This is a genomic window from Bacillus sp. PS108, from assembly GCF_037963335.1.
GTDB lineage: Bacteria > Bacillota > Bacilli > Bacillales > Bacillaceae > Bacillus > Bacillus subtilis.
Window position 1 is genome coordinate 2,777,443 of record NZ_CP150155.1, and the last position, 19,073, is coordinate 2,796,515.

At 46.6% G+C, this 19,073-nt stretch carries 16 protein-coding genes and 1 pseudogene; 6 read left to right on the forward strand and 11 right to left on the reverse strand.

Annotation, left to right across the window (positions count from 1 at the left end):
- Window positions 1-7 precede the first annotated feature (7 nt).
- The 4 genes from NSQ16_RS14455 to zapA form a co-directional block, all read right to left on the reverse strand.
- A complete protein-coding gene (locus NSQ16_RS14455) occupies window positions 8-2,365 on the reverse strand; it encodes an endonuclease MutS2 (RefSeq protein WP_230488317.1) in 2,358 nt (785 codons plus the stop codon).
- A 20-nt stretch (window positions 2,366-2,385) separates the two neighbouring features.
- Complete coding sequence (gene polX, locus NSQ16_RS14460) at window positions 2,386-4,098, reverse strand: DNA polymerase/3'-5' exonuclease PolX (protein ID WP_015384310.1); 1,713 nt, start codon at window positions 4,096-4,098, stop codon at window positions 2,386-2,388.
- Window positions 4,099-4,171: 73 nt separating this feature from the next.
- Entirely contained in the window at window positions 4,172-4,705 is a 534-nt protein-coding gene (locus NSQ16_RS14465) for a CvpA family protein (RefSeq protein ID WP_041351337.1), read from the reverse strand.
- A gap of 6 nt (window positions 4,706-4,711) precedes the next feature.
- Window positions 4,712-4,969 carry a cell division protein ZapA gene (zapA, locus tag NSQ16_RS14470; RefSeq protein WP_003229534.1) on the reverse strand — a complete coding sequence of 86 codons (258 nt, stop codon included), beginning with the start codon at window positions 4,967-4,969 and terminating at the stop codon, window positions 4,712-4,714.
- A gap of 133 nt (window positions 4,970-5,102) precedes the next feature.
- On the opposite strand from zapA, the gene rnhC reads away from it, so the two are divergent.
- A complete protein-coding gene (gene rnhC, locus NSQ16_RS14475; RefSeq protein ID WP_024571958.1) occupies window positions 5,103-6,044 on the forward strand; it encodes a ribonuclease HIII in 942 nt (313 codons plus the stop codon).
- A gap of 192 nt (window positions 6,045-6,236) precedes the next feature.
- Here the strand turns inward: rnhC and pheT are convergent, their stop codons facing one another.
- Both pheT and pheS read right to left on the reverse strand, forming a co-directional pair.
- Window positions 6,237-8,651: a phenylalanine--tRNA ligase subunit beta gene (pheT, locus tag NSQ16_RS14480; protein ID WP_230488318.1), complete on the reverse strand. Its 2,415-nt coding sequence runs from the start codon at window positions 8,649-8,651 to the stop codon at window positions 6,237-6,239.
- Between the two features lie 15 nt (window positions 8,652-8,666).
- A complete protein-coding gene (pheS, locus tag NSQ16_RS14485; protein ID WP_003229529.1) occupies window positions 8,667-9,701 on the reverse strand; it encodes a phenylalanine--tRNA ligase subunit alpha in 1,035 nt (344 codons plus the stop codon).
- Between the two features lie 81 nt (window positions 9,702-9,782).
- Here pheS and NSQ16_RS14490 point away from each other — a divergent pair, with 81 nt between their 5' ends.
- Window positions 9,783-9,989, forward strand: a complete 207-nt coding sequence (locus tag NSQ16_RS14490; protein WP_128993261.1) for a hypothetical protein — start codon at window positions 9,783-9,785, stop codon at window positions 9,987-9,989.
- Window positions 9,990-10,055: 66 nt separating this feature from the next.
- Here the strand turns inward: NSQ16_RS14490 and NSQ16_RS14495 are convergent, their stop codons facing one another.
- The gene (locus tag NSQ16_RS14495) at window positions 10,056-10,802 is read right to left on the reverse strand and encodes an RNA methyltransferase (protein ID WP_015714484.1); all 747 of its coding nucleotides are present in this window, start codon (window positions 10,800-10,802) and stop codon (window positions 10,056-10,058) included.
- 118 nt (window positions 10,803-10,920) lie between these two features.
- On the opposite strand from NSQ16_RS14495, the gene sspI reads away from it, so the two are divergent.
- From sspI to NSQ16_RS14515, 4 genes are all read left to right on the forward strand, one after another.
- The gene (gene sspI, locus NSQ16_RS14500; protein WP_021480275.1) at window positions 10,921-11,136 is read left to right on the forward strand and encodes a small acid-soluble spore protein SspI; all 216 of its coding nucleotides are present in this window, start codon (window positions 10,921-10,923) and stop codon (window positions 11,134-11,136) included.
- Between the two features lie 68 nt (window positions 11,137-11,204).
- Window positions 11,205-12,311 (forward strand): CdaR family transcriptional regulator, encoded by a 1,107-nt coding sequence (locus NSQ16_RS14505; RefSeq protein WP_230488319.1) that lies wholly within the window; start codon window positions 11,205-11,207, stop codon window positions 12,309-12,311.
- 102 nt (window positions 12,312-12,413) lie between these two features.
- Window positions 12,414-13,826: a glycolate oxidase subunit GlcD gene (gene glcD, locus NSQ16_RS14510; RefSeq protein WP_144531090.1), complete on the forward strand. Its 1,413-nt coding sequence runs from the start codon at window positions 12,414-12,416 to the stop codon at window positions 13,824-13,826.
- Complete coding sequence (locus tag NSQ16_RS14515) at window positions 13,823-15,157, forward strand: (Fe-S)-binding protein (protein ID WP_230488320.1); 1,335 nt, start codon at window positions 13,823-13,825, stop codon at window positions 15,155-15,157. The genes glcD and NSQ16_RS14515 overlap by 4 nt, the downstream gene beginning before the upstream one ends.
- A 38-nt stretch (window positions 15,158-15,195) precedes the next feature.
- Here NSQ16_RS14515 and NSQ16_RS14520 read toward each other — a convergent pair whose 3' ends face one another.
- From NSQ16_RS14520 to abfA, 4 genes and pseudogenes are all read right to left on the reverse strand, one after another.
- On the reverse strand, window positions 15,196-15,564 hold the full coding sequence (locus NSQ16_RS14520) for a VOC family protein (RefSeq protein ID WP_225722185.1): 369 nt from the start codon (window positions 15,562-15,564) through the stop codon (window positions 15,196-15,198).
- Window positions 15,479-15,668, reverse strand: a pseudogene (locus NSQ16_RS14525) (hypothetical protein). The gene NSQ16_RS14520 and the pseudogene NSQ16_RS14525 overlap by 86 nt, the downstream one beginning before the upstream one ends.
- Complete coding sequence (cstA, locus tag NSQ16_RS14530) at window positions 15,611-17,407, reverse strand: carbon starvation protein CstA (RefSeq protein WP_014477607.1); 1,797 nt, start codon at window positions 17,405-17,407, stop codon at window positions 15,611-15,613. Before cstA ends, NSQ16_RS14525 begins: the two are co-directional and overlap by 58 nt.
- A 152-nt stretch (window positions 17,408-17,559) precedes the next feature.
- Window positions 17,560-19,062, reverse strand: a complete 1,503-nt coding sequence (gene abfA, locus NSQ16_RS14535) for an alpha-L-arabinofuranosidase AbfA (protein WP_069322806.1) — start codon at window positions 19,060-19,062, stop codon at window positions 17,560-17,562.
- Between the last annotated feature and the right edge of the window lie 11 nt (window positions 19,063-19,073).

Consider the following 19,073-nt stretch of genomic DNA (forward strand, 5'->3'; position numbering starts at 1 on the left):
CTCCCTTTTATTTTAGTTCAACAACCGTAACGCCTGATCCTCCCTCACCTGCTTCACCGAAACGGGAACTTTTGACGCTGCGATGGTTTTTCAGAAGATCCTGTACGCCTTTTCTTAAAGCGCCGGTTCCTTTTCCGTGGATGATTGACACTCTTGGATATCCGGCTAACACCGCATCATCCAAGTATTTTTCAACCCGGCTTAGGGCATTTTCATAGCGTTCGCCGCGGAGATCAAGTTCAAGCGATACGTGATAGTCCTTTCCCTTGACCGCTGTAATGATTTTTTCTTTTTTTGGCTCCGGAGCTGATTTGATAAACTCCAGATCTTTTTCTTTTACTTTCATCTTTAAAATACCGATTTGAACATTCCATTCATTGCCGCCTGTTTTTTCGAGCAATGTTCCTTTTTGCCCGAAAGCGAGGACTTTCACCTCGTCGCCAGGCTTAAAGTCGCGTTTTTGCGTTTTCGGCTTTTCCGGTTTCTTGGACTTTTCAAAAGCAGGCATAGCGCCTTCTAACCGTTTCTTCGCGTTAATCAGCTCGTGATCCTTGAAGGATTTGTGTTCTTCTTTTATGGAGCGCAATTCATGAATAATGTCCTCGGCTTCTTTCATTGCCGCTTTTACTTTTTCAGCAGCCTGCTGTTCTGCCTCTTCAAGCATTTTGTCTTTTTTGCTGTTAAGCTCGATGATTTGCTGCTGCAGCTCTTTATGCAGTTTTTCCGCTTCTTTTCTGATTGATTCTGTCTCAGAAAGCTCTTCTTCCGCACGTTTTTTGCTTTGTTCCAGCGACGCAATCATCGTATCGACTTCGTTATGCTCGGCCGTCATTTCTGACTTCGCCTGCCCGATGATATGGTCCGGAAGCCCGAGGCGTTTTGAAATTTCGAAAGCATTGCTTCGACCCGGCACACCAATTAAAAGTTTATAGGTCGGTGACAGCGTTTCGATGTCAAATTCAACGCTGGCATTCATGACGCCTTCTCTGTTATAGCCGTACGCCTTCAATTCCGGATAATGCGTCGTAGCTAACACTCGTGCATTGGTGCGATGCACGTCATCCAAGATGCTCATGGCGAGGGCCGCCCCCTCCTGCGGATCTGTCCCTGCACCAAGTTCATCGAAAAGCACAAGGCTGTTTTCATTGACCTGTTCTAAAATGCCGACAATATTCACCATATGGGATGAGAACGTACTTAAACTTTGCTCAATCGACTGTTCATCACCGATATCAGCGAATACGTGCTCAAATACTGCCGCTTCTGACCCTTCATCTGCCGGGATATGAAGACCTGACTGCGCCATTAAGGTTAGCAGGCCTAACGTTTTAAGGGTGACTGTTTTCCCCCCGGTGTTTGGCCCTGTGATGACAATGGTTGAAAAATCGCGGCCAAGCTCGATATCATTGGCAACAACCTGATCAGGCGGAAGCAATGGATGGCGGGCTTTTTTCAAACGGATAAAGCCGGTGTCGTTCATAATCGGTTTTGTCGCTTTAACCGCTTTTGCATATCTAGCTTTTGCAAAAATAAAGTCAAGCGTCTGCAGCACTTGCAAATCTAGAAATAGCTCCTCTGTATGCTCTGCCGTTTTCTCTGTCAACACACGCAAAATCCGTTCAATTTCTTGCTTTTCTTTCACTTTCGCCTGCTGAAGGGAATTGTTCATATCTACAATCGCCTGCGGTTCAATGAATAGTGTCGCACCAGAGGATGAGGTGTCATGCACAATTCCTCCATAGCTGGATCTGTACTCCTGTTTGACCGGGATCACAAAGCGGTCATTCCGAATCGTAACAATCGTATCAGACAGCATTTTCGATGCGGAAGAGGAACGCAGCAACGACTCTAACCGGTCTCTGACTCTTGATTCGAGTGTTCTGAGCTGTGTGCGGATTCCTCTTAATGTTTCCGATGCATGATCAAGCACTTCTCCGTGATCATCGATGCAGGAATTAATGTCCCGCTCTAAATCGGACAGTGTGATAAGCTGTTCAGCATGCTGATGGATCAGCGGAATGTCGACACCGTCTTCAGCCATTTGGGTGATAAAATGTTTCATTTGTTTAACTGCATAAAGCAGGCCTGAGATTTCAGTGAATTCAGAAGGACTGAGAACACTGCCGATTTCCGCCCGTCTTAACGCTCCTCTGATATCTACAAGGCCGCCAAATGGCGCTTGGCCTCTCAGCCGGATAATGTCAGAAGCTTCGTCTACTTCATCCAGCTGTTTTTTGATTTCGTCTATAGAAGCAGAAGGCTTAAGCTCGAGAAGCATTTCTTTTCCGAGCGATGAAGCGGCATGCCCAATAACCTGTTCTTTCACTTTATGAAATTCAAGAGCTGATAATACTTTTTGCTGCACGATTGTGTGAGCCTCCTTACTTAATCGTTGCGCTTCAGAAATGCCTCTACGTCTTTAAGCGACCGGGCATTCAGAACGTTTTTCGTTTCCGTCCATCCTTTGCGCGCGGCAGTAACGCCAGTTTTCATATCGTCTAACATCTCAATATTATGGGCATCAGTATTAATCACCAATGTAACCCCTTGTTCGTTTGCTTTCATTAAATGCTCTGTGCGCAGATCAAGGCGCGCAGGGTTGGCGTTGAGTTCAAGCGCCGTATTTGTTTTCCTCGCAAGCTCAATCAGCTGATCAATATCGATTTCATAACCGGCCCGTCTGCCGATAAGGCGCCCGGTCGGGTGTGCGATAATGTCAACATGCTTGTTTGTCAGTGCCGTCTCAAGCCGTTTCATAATCACGTGTTCCGGCTGATTAAAACTGGAATGAATCGATGCAATAACGATATCCATTTCCGCAAGCACATCGTCATCATAATCGAGTGTACCGTCAGGCAGGATATCCATCTCAACGCCTTTCAAAATACGGAAGTTTTCAAACTCTGCATTCAGCGCATCAATTTCTTTTGCCTGCTGCTTAAGTCTTTCTGCAGTAAGCCCGTTGGCGACCTTTAAATATTGTGAGTGATCGGTGATCGCCATGTATTGATAGCCTTTTTTGATGCAGGCTTCAGCCATCTCTCTGATCGAAAATGCGCCATCGCTCCACGTTGAGTGCATGTGGAGATCACCTTTGATTTGCCCGGGTTCTATCAGTTCAATGCTGTCGCTGTAGGTTTCCACTTCCTGGCCGCTTTCACGAATTTCCGGCGGAATCAGCGGCAGGCCGAAGTGCGCATAAAATTCACGTTCACTCGGAAATGTTTTGATCTCTCCGGTTTCAACTGTCTCAACGCCGTATTCACTGATCCGCTCGCCGCGCTCTTTGGCGATTTGGCGCATCTTAATATTGTGATCCTTTGATCCCGTAAAATGATGGAGTGTTGTCGGAAACTGCTCTTCCGTCACAAGGCGGAAATCGACGCTTGTTTCATATTCAAAGGAAAGGATGACGGACACCTTCGTATCTCCGCTTGCGATCACGCTTTTGATGTTTGGCAGCTCAAGAAGCTGCTCTCTTACTTCAGCGGGATGATCTGTAGCAATGATATAATCCAGATCCTTCACCGTTTCCCGCGCTCTGCGGAGACTTCCGGCACGAGAAAATTTGATGATATGCGTAAATTGAGAAAGATGCTCCTCAATTTCCCGCGCGATCCGGAGGGCGTATCCGATCGGGAACCGTTCAGGCTGTTTTCCGGCTTCCCCGAGCGCCTGTAATATTTTCTCTTCTGATTTTTTGCCGAAGCCCGCAAGACCCTGGACCTTTTGCTGCTCACAGGCTTCCTTCAGAGATTCTGCATCGTGTACGCCGAGCTCTTTATACAGCTTTGCGATTTTTTTGCCGCCGAGCCCTGGCAGCTTCAATAAAGGCACGAGTCCTTCCGGCACTTCTTTCTGCAGCGATTCGAGCGTGCTTGACTTTCCTTCATCTATATACTCTTTAATGACGCTGTACGTTCCTTTTCCAATTCCGGACAGCGACATCATATCGTCCATTTCTGATAAGCTTCGGTCGTCCTGTTCCAAGGCTGCCGCCGCTTTTCGGAAGGCAGATACTTTAAACGGGTTGTCCCCTTTTAGTTCCATATAGACTGCAATGGTTTCAAGCAGCCGGATAATATCTTTTTTATGCATATCATAACCCCCAGACGTTCACATATGTTTCCATCATACTTGAAAAAAACTTCTCCGGACAAGAGAAGTTTTTTTATGACCCGTACTGTGTCCACAGCTCTTGTAGGAGCCCTGACAAGTATGGTGTATGGTTAATGATCACATTTGCGAGAGACGATTGCCCCATCATTTGCTGCAGTGCATCTATCGGAAGAACGGATGCGACATACAGCAGCACAAATGTAAATAAATAGACTTCTAGAAAACCGAGAACGGCGCCCAGCATCTGGTTGATTTGTTTAATCACCGGAATGCCGGCGACAATACTCAGGAACGAGCCGATGATTCTCAGTAAGATTTTAGCAATGATAAATAAAACGATAAACGCAATCGCATTATAGTACGCTGCTTCCAAATTCCCCGTAAAAAAAGAAAGAGCCGGCTGTCCCGCTGAAAAATCGGGTGCGGGAATCCAATGTAAATGCGGTGCCACGTTTTTATAGAATAAAGCCGCAAAGGCAATTGATAAAATAAAGCTCGTCAAGCGGATAAACTGCAGGATAAAACCGCGTTTTAACCCCAGTAAAGTCCCCATCAGGAGCAAGATTAAGATGATGATATCTAGCATAGTTGTTCAATCCTTTTCTTTAAGCTGACGCTCCAGTTTTTCACATTTCTCTTGTAATTTGACATAATCGTGCACCACATTTACCGCTGTCAGCACTGCAAGTTTATTTATATCAAGGTATGGATTTTTTTCATTGATTTCTCTCATTTTATCATCAACAATTCCGGCGACATACCTCATATGGGCTCTGCTTTCTTCACCGACAATCGTGAAGTGCTGGCCGTAAATGTCAACGGTTGTTTTTGTTTTTTTGCCGTCAGACAACGTTTCTCCTCCATTCCGCGAGAATCCTAGTTCTTATCATAACACGTTTATTAAATGAATGGAAAGACGAGCCTCCCGCTGTTATGATACACTGGTATATACAGTGAAAAGTGTAAAAAAAGGAGATTATTACGTGTCCCATTCAGTGATAAAAGTATCGTTGTCTGCTATTGACCAAATGAAAATGACGTACAGCGGTTCGCTTACAGCCTCTGTTCCGCAGGGAGCCGTTTTTCAGGCGAAACCGCCCGGCTGTACCATTACAGCATATAAATCAGGCAAGGTCTTGTTTCAAGGCAAAAACGCTGCGGCAGAATCCGCGCGCTGGGGAACAGCAGAGCCTCAGGAAAAGAAGAAAACGGCCAAAAAGCCGGCTGATCCCCGCTATGCCCCTCCGGCAGATATCGCCGGAATGTCTGTTATCGGTTCTGACGAAGTCGGAACCGGAGATTACTTTGGCCCAATGACGGTTGTATGTGCGTACGTCGACAAAACCATGCTTCCTTTAATGAAGGAACTCGGTGTTAAGGATTCTAAAGATTTAAAAGATCCGCAAATCATCGAGATTGCCCGAAACCTGATCAAAACCATTCCATATAGCCTGCTGGTTTTAAAAAATGAAAAGTATAACAGCATGCAGGAAAAAGGCATGAGCCAAGGGAAAATGAAAGCTTTGCTGCACAATCAGGCGATCACCCATTTATTAAGAAAATTGGATGGAGTAAAGCCTGAAGCCATTTTGATTGACCAATTCGCTGAGCCAGGCGTCTACTTCAATCATTTAAAGGGCAGAGACATTGTGAAGGAGCGGACCTATTTTAGCACAAAAGCTGAAGGCATTCACCTGGCTGTCGCCGCTGCTTCAATCATTGCAAGATATTCGTTTTTAATGGAAATGGATAAACTATCACGCGCGGCAGGAATGACGCTTCCAAAAGGCGCCGGTCCGCACGTCGATGAAGCGGCCGCCAAGCTAATCCTCAAAAAAGGGGCATCTGCACTCAGAACCTTTACAAAACTCCATTTCGCCAATACGCAAAAAGCGCAGCGCCTTGCTGATAAAAAACGTTCATAGAAAAAAGCTTGCAGATTTCTCTGCAAGCTTTTTTCATCTTTTCAGCGTGATTGAAAACCCTTGAAGTCGTAGGAAAGGCGAGCATTGGAGCACAGCGAATGTTCTAATGCGTGAGCACCAACGCGCAGACCTGACAACGAATGCGGGGGTTTGCCGACACGCTGAGCTTGCATTTCTCTGCAAGCTTTTTTATCAGCCTCTTAAAACAGCTTGATATGTGTCTTCCAACGCTTTCAGCACTTTGCTGTGCGCCTTTGTCACTTCTTCTTCAGTCAGTGTTTGTTCAGGATTGACATACTGGAGTGAGAAAGCGACTGACTTCTTGCCTTCCTCCATATGTTCGCCTTCGTATACGTCAAAGACGGTTACCTCTTTCAGAAGCTTGCCGCCAGCTTCTTTGATGACGCTCTCGAGCTGGCCGCTCGTGACGGTTTTATCTGTTACAAGAGCGATATCACGTGTCACAGACGGATATTTTGGAATCGCCGTGTAAACAAGCGGTGCTGTTTCTGCTGCGAGCAACGCATGAAGATCGAGCTCAAATACGTATGTTTCCTTTATATCCAGTTCTTTTTCCAATGAAGGGTGGACTTGGCCGATGAAGCCGATCAGAGAACCATTCAATAAAATGTTCGCTGTTCTGCCCGGATGCAGCTGTTTGAGTTCAGACTGTACAAATTCAATGCTGTCTAGGACGTTGAGTTTGTCTAACAGCCCTTCCACAATTCCTTTGACAACAAAGAAATCAACTGGTTTCTTTTCACCCTGCCATAGCTGCTTGCGCCATAATCCGGTAACAGCTCCTGCTACGCGCTCTGTTTCAACAGGTTTTGTGTCCTCTTCCTTCGTCAGGAAAACGGAGCCAACTTCGTACAGTGCAACTGAGTCAGTCTGCCTCGCAAGGTTGTAAGAAACAGAATCAAGCAGATTCGGAACAAGACTGTGTCTGAGAATGCTTCTTTCTTCACTCATTGGAAGCGCAAGCACAGTATTCAGTGATTTTTCAATCGCAAACGCTGCCGCTTTCTTCTCGTTTGTCAGTGAGTAAGTGATGGCTTGTGATAAGCCTGCGCCTTCAAGGAAGCGTCTGACTTTACGGCGTTTTGCCTGATATGGCGTTAATCCGCCTGTAGTCCCCGCTGTCTCAGGAAGTGTAGACGGAATGTTATCGTAGCCGTACAGTCTTGCCGCTTCTTCGATTAAATCCTCTTCTATTGTAATGTCGCCGCGGCGTGATGGGACAGTCACAACGAGAAGTTCATCCGCTTCACCGACCGTAAAACCGAGACGTTTATAAATGCTGATCAGCTCTTCTTTACTGATCGTCAGGCCTAGAACGCTGCTCACTTTGTCAGCAGATACGTGAATGTTATTTGCTTCGATTGTCAGGTGATCTTCCTCAACTGTTCCTGCAAGCACCTCACCGCCGGCATACAGATGGATCAGCTGCGCAGCCCGTTCTGCTGCAAGACGTACGCGCGCCGGATCAATTCCTTTTTCAAATCTTACGCTTGATTCACTTCTCAAACCAAGGTCTTTGGAAGCCTTGCGAACCGTCTGCCCGTTGAAATACGCAGCCTCAAGCAAAATCGTTTTCGTATCTTCCTGAACCTCTGACTCTGCTCCTCCCATGACACCCGCAACGGCCTGCGCTTTCATTCCGTTTGTAATGACAAGGTGATCGGCGGACAGCTTACGTTCTTGATCATCAAGAGTGACGATCATTTCATTCTCAGTTGCTTTTCTTACTACGACTTCCTTAGAGCCAAATCTGTCATAATCAAACGCATGAAGCGGCTGTCCGTATTCCAACAGGACAAAATTTGTGATGTCAACGACGTTGTTGTGCGGACGAATGCCTGCATTCATCAGCTTTGTCTGCATCCAAAGCGGTGACGGAGCAATCGTGACATTTTTAATGATTTTTGCAGTGTACAGCGGGTTCGCTTCTTGATCTTCAATTTTGACTGAAATGTAATCAGACGCTTGTTCTGAAGCAGCCGGGTAATCCGTTTGCGGAAGCTTTACTTCAGTATCTAAAATCGCGGCAACCTCGTAAGCAACACCAAGCATGTTCATGGCATCCGCGCGGTTTGGCGTTAAACCCAGCTCAAGAATCGCATCGTCAAGCTGTAAAGCCGCTAAGGCATCGCTTCCTGTTTCAACGTCATTCGGGAATACGAAAATGCCTTCTGCATACTCCTTCGCCACAAGTTTGCTTTCAATACCAAGCTCCTGTAAGGAACAGATCATGCCGTTTGATTCTTCACCGCGAAGCTTAGCTTTTTTGATTTTGAAATTGCCCGGCAGCACCGCTCCGACTGTTGCAACTGCGACTTTTTGTCCCTTATCCACATTCGGCGCACCGCAAATGATTTGTACAGGGGCTTCAGCTCCGATATCCACAAGGCACTTATTCAGTTTATCAGCATTCGGGTGCTGCTCGCGCTCCAGCACATGGCCGATGACAACGCCTTTGATGCCTTCTCCTTTGTATTCAATTCCTTCAACCTCAATACCGGCTCTTGTAATTTTTTCAGCAAGAACAGCCGGGTCCATGCCTTTTAAATCAACATAATCCTCTAACCATTTATAAGAAACAAACATCCTTGCATCCTCCTCTTACGCCTGTTTAAACTGCGAAATAAATCTGACATCGTTTGTATAGAAGTGGCGGATATCATCAATGCCGTATTTCAGCATCGCGATGCGCTCAACACCCATTCCGAATGCGAAGCCCTGATATTCCTTCGGATCAAAGCCAGCCATTTTAAGCACGTTCGGGTGAACCATTCCGGCACCGAGGATTTCAATCCAGCCTGTTCCTTTACATACTGAGCAGCCGTTCCCACCACATTTAAAGCATGTCACATCCACTTCTACTGAAGGCTCAGTAAACGGGAAGAAGCTTGGGCGGAGTCTGATTTCACGGTCTTGCCCGAACATTTTTTTCGCAACGAGTTCAAGCGTTCCTTTTAAATCACTCATGCTGATGTTTTTGTCAACGACAAGCCCTTCAATTTGCATAAATTGGTGAGAGTGCGTCGCATCATCGTTATCACGGCGATATACTTTACCCGGGCAAATGATTTTAACTGGACCTTTGCCTTTATGCTTTTCCATCGTCCGTGTTTGGACAGGAGAAGTTTGCGTTCTCATCAAAGTTTCCTCTGTGATGTAAAAGCTGTCCTGCATATCGCGCGCAGGGTGTTCTTTCGGAAGATTGAGCGATTCGAAGTTGTAGTAATCCGTTTCAACCTCTGGCCCTTCCTCGACTGTGTAGCCCATCCCGATAAATAAATCTTCAATTTCTTCAATGACAACAGTGAGCGGATGGCGGCCGCCGACTGCAACAGGGTTCCCCGGCAGCGTGACGTCAATTGTCTGTCCTGCAAGCTTCTGCTTCATTTCCTCTTCTTCAAGCTTCTCGTTTTTGTCAGCAATCGCATTGGCAATACGCTCCCTTACTTCGTTCGCGAGCGCCCCCATTTTTGGACGTTCCTCAGCAGAAAGCTTGCCCATTCCGCGCAGCACTTCTGTAATCGGCCCTTTTTTTCCGAGATATTGCACCCGAATATCATTGACAACCTTCAATGAGCTTGCCGCTTCTACTTGTTCTAAAGCTTCTTGTTCCAGCTGTTTTAGCTTTTCTTCCATTTTGCATCCTCCTTTTATGTAAACAAACCGTCATATGTCTTTGGAAAATAAAAAAAACCCGTCCCTTGTACAAGGGACGAGTTGTGGCCGCGGTACCACCCTTATTTCAGACAGACTGATGCTGTCGTCAGCTTCATTGACATAACGGAATCAGATTCCGGTTCACCTTTACGCGCAATGTACGCGGTCCCGGCGACAACTCAAGAGGTGAAGCCAATTTCCGGCTGCGTTAAAAATGCTCTCAGTCAGCGGCATTTTCTCCCTGGAAAGCAGTTGATCAGAAATTGAGGTCCTCTGTCACGGTTTTTGAAATATTATGTTCTATTATAGAGAAATCCAACGCTTGGCGCAACACTATCCTCGCAAGTGATACACGAGGATGGCAGCCGCAACCGCAACGTTTAGTGATTCAGCCTGTCCGTAAAGCGGCACGTACAGGTTCAAATCCGTTTTTTCCAGCAATGCAGCATCCACCCCTGCACCTTCATTTCCTACAATGAGCGCAAAGGATTCAGACTGAGGAATCTCCTGGTAAGGCGCTCCGTTTTGCAGCGCCGTGCCGTATACTTTTACGCCCTCTGCCTTCAATTCGTCCACATATGAAGGCAGGTTTCTTCTCACAACAGGAATATGGAAGTGAGATCCTTGAGCAGATCGCAGTGTTTTTCCGTTAAAGGCGTCCGCCGTGCCGTCACCGAGTACAACCGCATCCAAACCGGCCGCATCAGCCGTTCGAATCATTGTGCCAAGGTTTCCCGGATCTTGAACAGCGTCAATCAGCAGCACCTTGCGTGCCGTTGCCAGCTTTTCTTCAGGCATATGGCACACAGCGGCAATCTGCTGCGGCGTTTCGGTTTCAGTCACAGCTGAAAACGCATCTTCACTCAGCATATAGCACTGGATACCAGTCTCAAGATCTGAAGGAATCTTGGTTTCATCCTTTACAAGGATTTCTTTCACAATGCCCGGGCTTTTCAACGCCTCTTCAACGAGGTGTTCTCCCTCTATCAGAAATGTATTTGTTTTTGTTCGTTCTTTTTTTGTGTGAAGCTTTTTCCAATCCTTCACTTTTTGGTTTTTTGCCGATTCTATTTGTTTCACTGTCTATGTGGCGCTCCTTTTTTTAACATGATGTTATTATATCGCAAGAACAGCACATAATAAACCAGGTGCAGGGTTAGAATATACGTATTACATTTTAGAAAAAGGAGCGTTTTACATGGATCTTAATTTACGTCATGCCGTCATCTCCAATGTCACCGGCAATAATCAGGAGCAGCTTGAGCATACAATCGTAGATGCGATTCAAAGCGGTGAAGAAAAAATGCTTCCAGGGCTCGGCGTTTTATTCGAAGTCATTTGGCAGCACGCATCCGAAAGTGAGAAAAACGAAATGCTGAAAACGCTTGAAGGCGGATTAAAACCCGCCGAATAAGACATGAAACCGGGTGACAGCGCCCGGTTTTTTTCTTATATAATAAAAACATGATGAGGGGGAACGCCATGTTTTTACAGCCGTTATTAGCGAAAAAAATTATTGCTGAAGTTAAAAAAATGTACGAACGTGAAGTCATTATTGTAAACACGGACGGTCTTATTATGGCAGGCACAAACGATGAGCGTGTCGGACAATTTCATGAGGGAGCGCTTATCTGCGCAAAAGAAAGACGCAGCGTGATTATTACAAAAGAAGATGAAACAAGGTTAAAAGGAGTGAAAGCAGGCATAAACCTCCCTGTATTTTTTGACCATGATGTGATCGCCGTCTTCGGGCTGACAGGTGAGCCTGCAGAGATTCAGCCATTCGGAGAACTGCTTCGAAAAATGACAGAGCTGTTCATTAAGGAATCGCGGCACTTAGAGCAATCCCAGTGGCGTGAGAGAATGCTGGAGTCCTTTATGATCGATTGGCTGCAACTAAAGGAGTGGTCTCCCAGTTTTCTTGAGAAAGCTCAGCTTCTTGGTGTTGACCTTTCCTCCCGGCGCCAAATGATTCTTATTCAGGGGTATGAGTGGTCACGTCATGATATTGAACAAATGGCACGCAGCTGGAAATCCTTGTACCCTGCGGATTTGTTCATCAGGTGGGGAAATGAACGGATTTTGATTAATCATGAAGTGCCGCAGCATGAACAAAGGAATCGGCTTTTACGGAAAATCCTTCACATTTGTTCGTTTGCCAATATCGCAAGCAGCCAATATACAGCAGCTGGCGCCGGAAGGGCTGTCGCAAGCTCCAGCCTGACAGATTCATACGAGCAAGCAGAAAAAGCGCTGGCTGTCAGCCTTAAGCGAAAAACGCCCATATTTGAAGAGGATCTGAAGCTTGATATGTGTCTGACGGAGATCAGCCCGGGAACACGAAACGAATTTCCGCAAAGAGTATTAGGAAAGGCGCTAGAGCATCAGGAACTTATGAATACGATACGGACTTTCTTTCATCACGATTTGTCTTTGAAACAAACCGCTGAAGACATGCATATACACATCAATACATTGCGTTATCGTCTGGCTAAGGCTGAACAGCTGACGGGATTACGTTTTGACCGTACCGAGGACGTCGTCACGATGTACGTCGCACTCTATTTTTTAGATCAAGATACAAAATAGAGAGAGTTTCAGTTTCATTTTTTGTATGTTTCTCCATGGAAGGCTTTGCTTTTTTTCTTTTAAAATAGATTGAAAGCGTTTTTTGACAGGGGGATGGGTGAAATGATCACCAAGGATGTAAAGGAGCAGCTGATTCAGGTCTCCGGACCAGAAAACTTTGATGACTCGAATGCCGGCCGTCTCGTCTATTCATATGATGCGACGCCTCAGTATCAGTCTATGCCTGATGCCGTGATTGCTCCGAGGAATACTGATGAAATATCACGCATTTTAACAATTTGCAGCGAACATCGAGTGCCGATCGTTCCAAGAGGATCAGGGACAAACCTGTGCGGCGGCACGTGCCCGACTGAAGGCGGACTTGTGCTTCTCTTTAAGCACATGAACCAGATTCTTGAAATTGATGAAGAAAATTTAACTGCCACAGTTCAGCCGGGCGTCATTACGCTGGATATGATCCGCGCGGTTGAAAGCAAAGGCTTGTTTTATCCGCCTGACCCGAGTTCTATGAAAATATCAACCATGGGCGGAAACATCAATGAAAATTCCGGCGGGCTCCGCGGATTAAAATACGGCGTCACCCGCGACTATGTTATTGGACTGGAGGTTGTGCTCGCAAATGGTGACATCATCCGCACCGGCGGAAAACTCGCAAAGGATGTGGCCGGATACGATCTCACACGTCTTTTTGTCGGCTCAGAAGGAACACTCGGCATTGTGACAGAGGCAATCGTCAAGCTCGTTCCAAAGCCGGAAACAAAGAAGACGCTGCTTGCCCTTTATGAAAACATCGATGCCGCTGCTCAAACGGTATCGGACATTATTGCCGCAAAAATTATACCCGCTACGCTTGAATTTCTCGATCAGCCTACACTATTGGTGATTGAGGATTATGCCAAAATCGGACTTCCGACAAGCGCAAAAGCAGTTCTGTTAATTGAACAAGACGGGCCATTTGAAACTGTTGAACGGGATATGGAAAAGATTGAGGCGATCTGCAAAAAAGGCGACGCCGTTTCCGTTCAGACCGCACAAACAGAGGAGGAAGCGTTTGCCCTGACTGAAGCCCGGCGTTCTGCACTTTCTGCCCTAGCCCGCCTCAAACCGACGACGATTTTAGAGGATGCGACCGTTCCTCGCTCAGAAATCGCCAATATGGTTAAAGCGATTAATGATATTGCTGCTAAATATGATATTTCCATCTGCACCTTTGGTCATGCGGGAGACGGGAACCTTCACCCGACATGCACGACAGACATAAGAAATAAGGATGAAATGGAACGTGTCGAACAGGCTTTTGCCGAGATTTTTGAGAAAGCGATTGAACTTGGCGGGACGATAACCGGAGAGCACGGAGTCGGGGAAATGAAAGCGCCTTACTTGGAAATGAAGCTGAAAAAAGAAGGCATTGATGCGATGAAAGCGTTGAAAGCGGCATTTGACCCCCGGAACATATTAAATCCCGGCAAAATGTTTGCGAAAGATGCCAGAAAACGTGTGGTGGCGGAAAGATGACAACAGAAAAAGAAATGAAACAGATCCAAAATGAATTTAAAGAGCGTATGGATGAAGGAGAGTTATTAAATTGTATGCGCTGCGGCTTCTGTCTTCCTTCCTGTCCGACCTATATCGAATCGGGATTTCAGGAAACACACTCTCCGCGTGGGCGCATCGCCTTAATGAAAGCCGTAGCCGACGGTATGATTGAACCGGATGAAGATGTCGAACGGTCGCTGTCACTTTGCCTCGGCTGCCGCGCCTGTGAGCCTGTATGCCCGTCTGGCGTGAAATACGGGCAGCTGCTTGAGGAAGCCAGAGATATTATCCACCAAAATAAAAAACACTCTCTTGGTGAACGTGTCATGCGAAAGACGGCTTTTCACGAGCTGTTTCCGCATCAAAACCGCATGCGCTCAGCTGTAAGCCTTATCGGTTTGTATCAGCGTTCAGGACTGCAAACCGCTGTGCGAAAATCAGGCATGCTTCGGGTCCTGCCTGAGCATTTGCGGACGATGGAAGCTGTTCTTCCTGATGTTCCAAAAAGCAAAGACATGAAACATCGGCCGCGTTTCCTGCCTTCCATTGGCCCCATGAAAAAACGGGTCGCCTTTTTTTCGGGCTGCTTAATGGATACAATGTTTTTACCGACCAATAACGCTACATTGAAGCTTTTACAGCTGGCAGGCTGCGACATTGTCATTCCGCCTGAACAGGCTTGCTGCGGGGCGCTTCATGGACACAGCGGTGAAAAAAACACAGGGAAAGAGCTCGCGAAACAAAATATCACTGCTTTCGAAGCATTAGACGTGGATGCTGTCATTACAAACGCAGGAGGATGCGGAGCCTTTCTTACCGAATATGATCATTTGCTGAAGGATGACCCGGAATGGTCGGAGCGGGCCGCCGCTTTTGTTCAAAAGCTGAAGGATTTTTCTTCCGTTTTGGTTGAACTCGATTTCCATCAAATGGACTTAGCGCTCGAGACGCCTCAGGTCGTTACCTACCAAGATTCATGCCACCTAAGAAATGTAATGCATACGTCGCTTGAGCCCCGCCAGCTTCTTAAAAGCATCAAAGGGGCTGAATTCAAAGAAATGGAGAAAGCAGACAGCTGCTGCGGATCAGCGGGAATTTACAACATCGTCGAAGCTGAAATGTCTATGAGAATACTGGACAGTAAAATGGCTGCCGTCAAAGCAACCGAAGCAATCCTCATTGTAACAGCAAATCCTGGCTGCCTGCTGCAGATGAAGCTCGGCATTGAACGCGAAGGACTAAGCGGTAAAGTCAGAGCCGTTCACCTGGCTGATCTGCTATTGGAAGCAGCCGGGCACAAAACATCATGAGAAAGCCCAAAACAGACATTGTTTTGGGCTTTTGTGCGTTATTCCATCGGACTGCAAATTTCGATATAATGTCCATCCGGATCAGCGATATAGGCGACCGTCTGCCCCCATGGTTTCACTTTCGGCTCCCCGATAATCGATACGCCTTGTTCTCTCATCCTTTTGATGACCGCTTCTACATTTTCAGTAACAAACCCGATTTCAAATGTGTTTGAAGCAGATGTATCCGGAATGTCCAGCGCCGTGATGTCTCTGGCGCTTTCCCGGGTATTAAGCGCCAATATCGTAGACCCTGTTTCAAATTCGACATACGTGCCGTGTTCAGCACGAATCGGCAGTCCTAAAATATCCCGGTAAAAATGAATAGCCCGCTGGCTGTCCGATACGTATAGAATAAGATATTTCATTGATAGATTCATTGCCAACCCCCCTCAGCATTTTTCAATAGTCCTTCTAGCCCGGTATAGATGCTTCCATCCTTAAGCTCGGATCTTTCCACATCTGCGCCCATTTTTTCACAGCCGCCACGATAATGATGAAGCCTAACACCAGCATGATGATAGATAATACGCCATTCAATACACTATATCCTGCTGCTTCAGGATTGAGATACACATTGCGCACCATCCAATAGCCCGCATAATTGACAGTGACATATAAATAGGCAAGCGGGATAAGACAGGTCAGAATGTACCGGCGTTTATCGGCTATTTTCAGCACGATCGTCGCTCCGATAATCAGCCCCACTGAAGCCATCAGCTGATTAGAAACGCCGAACAGCGCCCAAATGGAACCGATATCTCCTGAATACAGCAAGTACCCCCACATCAAACAGGCAAGCGCGCTGGCAAATACAGAGCCCGGAATCCAGTCTGTTTTCTTCAGCGGCTTATACACCTCCCCGAAGAAGTCCTGGATCAAATAACGGGCGACGCGTGTGCCGGCGTCAATCGCTGTTAAAATAAAGACCGCTTCAAACATAATGACAAATTGGAAAAAGTATGAGGCCAAATGGCTGAAAAACGGCATTCCGGTAAAAATATAAGTCATCCCCACCGCAAGCGTGACGGCTCCCCCTGTTCTTCCTTCTAAGTCCAAACCGATTTCCCTGCTCAATTCAGGCAAATGTACGACATTCATGCCAAGCGTACGGAAAACCTCAGGCGTGCTGTTAATCGCAAAGTAATCAGCAGGCTGTAAAGCGGTCGCTGCAATCAGCGCCATGATGCCGACAAGACACTCAACAAGCATTGCGCCAAACGCAACCGGCTTCATATCACTCCATTTATTCAGCATTTTCGGTGTCGTTCCTGAGCCGACAAAGGCATGGAACCCAGAGATCGCCCCGCAGGCGATGGTTATTGAGATGAACGGCCAGACAGGCCCTGCCAGCACCGGCCCGCCGCCTTTTACGAATTCTGTAAACGCAGGGAACGGAATGGACGGATTGACGACAAACACACCAACAATCAAAGCGATAAAAACACCGATTTTCATAAAGCTGCTTAAATAATCACGCGGAGCAAGAAGCAGCCAAACGGGAAGCGCAGCAGCAAAAAACGCGTAAACAGGAAGCGCGATTGCAAGCGTTTTCGTATCTAGCGTTAAAAAGTCACCGAGCGCGGTAGTCTGTACCCATGGACCAATAAAGACTCCTGCCATTAAAAAGAGAAAGCCGACCGTTGAAGCGAGCTTTAAATTTCCCGTTTTCTTATAAAATAAGCCCACACCCATCGCAATCGGAATCGTAATCCCTACCGCAAATGTTCCCCATGGATTACGTTCAAGCGCATGCAAGACAACCATCGACAGGCCCGCCATTGTGATCGTGATGATAAACAGCATGGACAGTCCTGTACAAAATCCTGCAACAGGGCCAAGCTCATCCTTCGCCACTTCCGACAGCGATTTTCCGTTTTTGCGCATCGATGCAAACAACACCACAATATCATGGACGGCTCCCCCAATTACCGCCCCGATTAACAGCCACAATAATCCCGGCAAATAGCCAAACTGCGCCGCCAGAATTGGTCCGACCAGCGGCCCGGCCGCTGCGATCGCGGCAAAGTGGTGGCCGAACGAAACCCATTTATTTGTAGGCACATAGTCTTTCCCATCCTCAAGCGCATGAGCAGGTGTTGGCTTGTCATCATTCACTTTGAGCACCTTCACCATCATAAATGTTCCGTATAAACGATAGGCAATAGCCAAAATACACATTGATGCTATCACAATTGTAACCGCATTCATTTTCTCCCATCCCCTTTGCTGTTTTTCATAAATATATCATAATTTTATGGTGAAAAGCGGTCATTTTTTCCTATACAAAAAGCCGGCTTGAACGGGCCGGCTCGTGGCAGTTGAAAGACAAGCCGGAGATTTCTCTCCGGCTTTGCTTATTCTTATGACTGTTTTTTCAGGCGGATCACATTCCAGGAAAGCGGCGTGAAATGAGCAGTTAAGCCGTTTTCGCTGACAGACGATGATCCGTTGGAATGCGGAACGACATTTTTTCTGTTATACTGGTTTGTTGCTTTGATATCCTGATGCTCAAGTACGATGTGCTCTGCGATTTGGTAGGATTCAAAGCCTCTGAGCGAAATCTCCGTCTCCATCTGATCCTCAGCCTTGTTTACCGCAAAAATAGTGAGTGTTTCTTCCTCTTCAGAGTACACAACAGCAGCATCAACATATGGCACATCAGTGAAATCAGAACAATCGTACTTAGGAGAAGAAATAAGCGGTTTCAGTGACTCGCCCCTTCCGTAAACAGAAGCATGCATGTATGGATAGAAAATCGGCTGTCTCCATGCTTCTCCGCCTTTTTCCGTCATGATCGGCGCGATGACATTGACAAGCTGTGCAAGACACGCAATTTTCACACGGTCTGCGTGCTGCAGCATCGTAATGAGCAGAGAGCCGACTAATAAGGCATCTTCAAAATTGTAAATATCCTCTAAAATCGGACGCGCAGTGATCCACGGCTCGACTTTTTTATCAGCCTCATTTGAGTGGTACCAGACGTTCCATTCATCCAGAGAGAGATTGATAGTTTTCTTGCTGCGTGTTTTTGCTTTTACATAGTCACAGGTCGCAGCGACTGATTTGATAAAATGATCCAAATCCATAGAACGTGCCAAGTAGTTTGGCAGATTGTTATCCCGGTTTCCGTAGTAAGTGTGAAGAGAGATATAGTCGACATGCTCATACGTATGCTCAAGCACCTTCGCTTCCCAATCGATAAAGGTCGGCATGCCGCTGTTTGAGCTGCCGCAGGCAACGAGTTCAATTGATGGGTCAACCCACTTCATGACCTTTGCTGTCTCTGCAGCAAGCCGTCCGTATTCATCAGCTGTTTTGTGGCCGATCTGCCACGGTCCATCCATTTCGTTTCCTAAGCACCATGTTTTGATGCCATACGGCTGTTCATAGCCATGCGATCTTCTTAAATCACTCCAGTAAGAGCCTTTCGGATGGTTGCAATATTCAACGAGATTACGGGCGGCATCTATGCCTCTTGTGCCAAGGTTGACGGCCATATTGACCTCAGTGTTCACCTTTTTTGCCCAAGATAAAAATTCATTTGTTCCCACTTCATTGGTTTCTGTCGTTTGCCATGCCAAGTCAAGCCGTCTCGGGCGGTTTTCGACTGGTCCGACACCATCCTCCCAGTTGTATCCGGATAAAAAGTTTCCGCCCGGATAGCGGATGATGGGAACCTGTAATTCTTTGATCAGCGACTGGACATCTTTTCTAAATCCATCTTCATCCGCTTCAGGGTGATCAGGCTCGTATATGCCTTCATATACCGCACGACCCATATGTTCGATAAACGAGCCATAAATCCGTTTATCTACTTCACCGATTTTATATTCTTTGTCTACAATCATTCGCGCTTTTTTCATCACACGTTTCC

Coding starts and splice junctions, on each gene's coding strand:
- polX (WP_015384310.1), bottom strand. CDS start 4,098: ATGCATAAAAAAGATATTATCCGGCTGCTTGAAACCATTGCAGTCTAT.
- NSQ16_RS14465 (WP_041351337.1), bottom strand. CDS start 4,705: ATGCTAGATATCATCATCTTAATCTTGCTCCTGATGGGGACTTTACTG.
- pheT (WP_230488318.1), bottom strand. CDS start 8,651: ATGTTTGTTTCTTATAAATGGTTAGAGGATTATGTTGATTTAAAAGGC.
- pheS (WP_003229529.1), bottom strand. CDS start 9,701: ATGGAAGAAAAGCTAAAACAGCTGGAACAAGAAGCTTTAGAACAAGTA.
- sspI (WP_021480275.1), top strand. CDS start 10,921: ATGGATCTTAATTTACGTCATGCCGTCATCTCCAATGTCACCGGCAAT.
- NSQ16_RS14505 (WP_230488319.1), top strand. CDS start 11,205: ATGTTTTTACAGCCGTTATTAGCGAAAAAAATTATTGCTGAAGTTAAA.
- glcD (WP_144531090.1), top strand. CDS start 12,414: ATGATCACCAAGGATGTAAAGGAGCAGCTGATTCAGGTCTCCGGACCA.
- NSQ16_RS14515 (WP_230488320.1), top strand. CDS start 13,823: ATGACAACAGAAAAAGAAATGAAACAGATCCAAAATGAATTTAAAGAG.
- NSQ16_RS14520 (WP_225722185.1), bottom strand. CDS start 15,564: ATGAAATATCTTATTCTATACGTATCGGACAGCCAGCGGGCTATTCAT.
- cstA (WP_014477607.1), bottom strand. CDS start 17,407: ATGAATGCGGTTACAATTGTGATAGCATCAATGTGTATTTTGGCTATT.
- abfA (WP_069322806.1), bottom strand. CDS start 19,062: ATGAAAAAAGCGCGAATGATTGTAGACAAAGAATATAAAATCGGTGAA.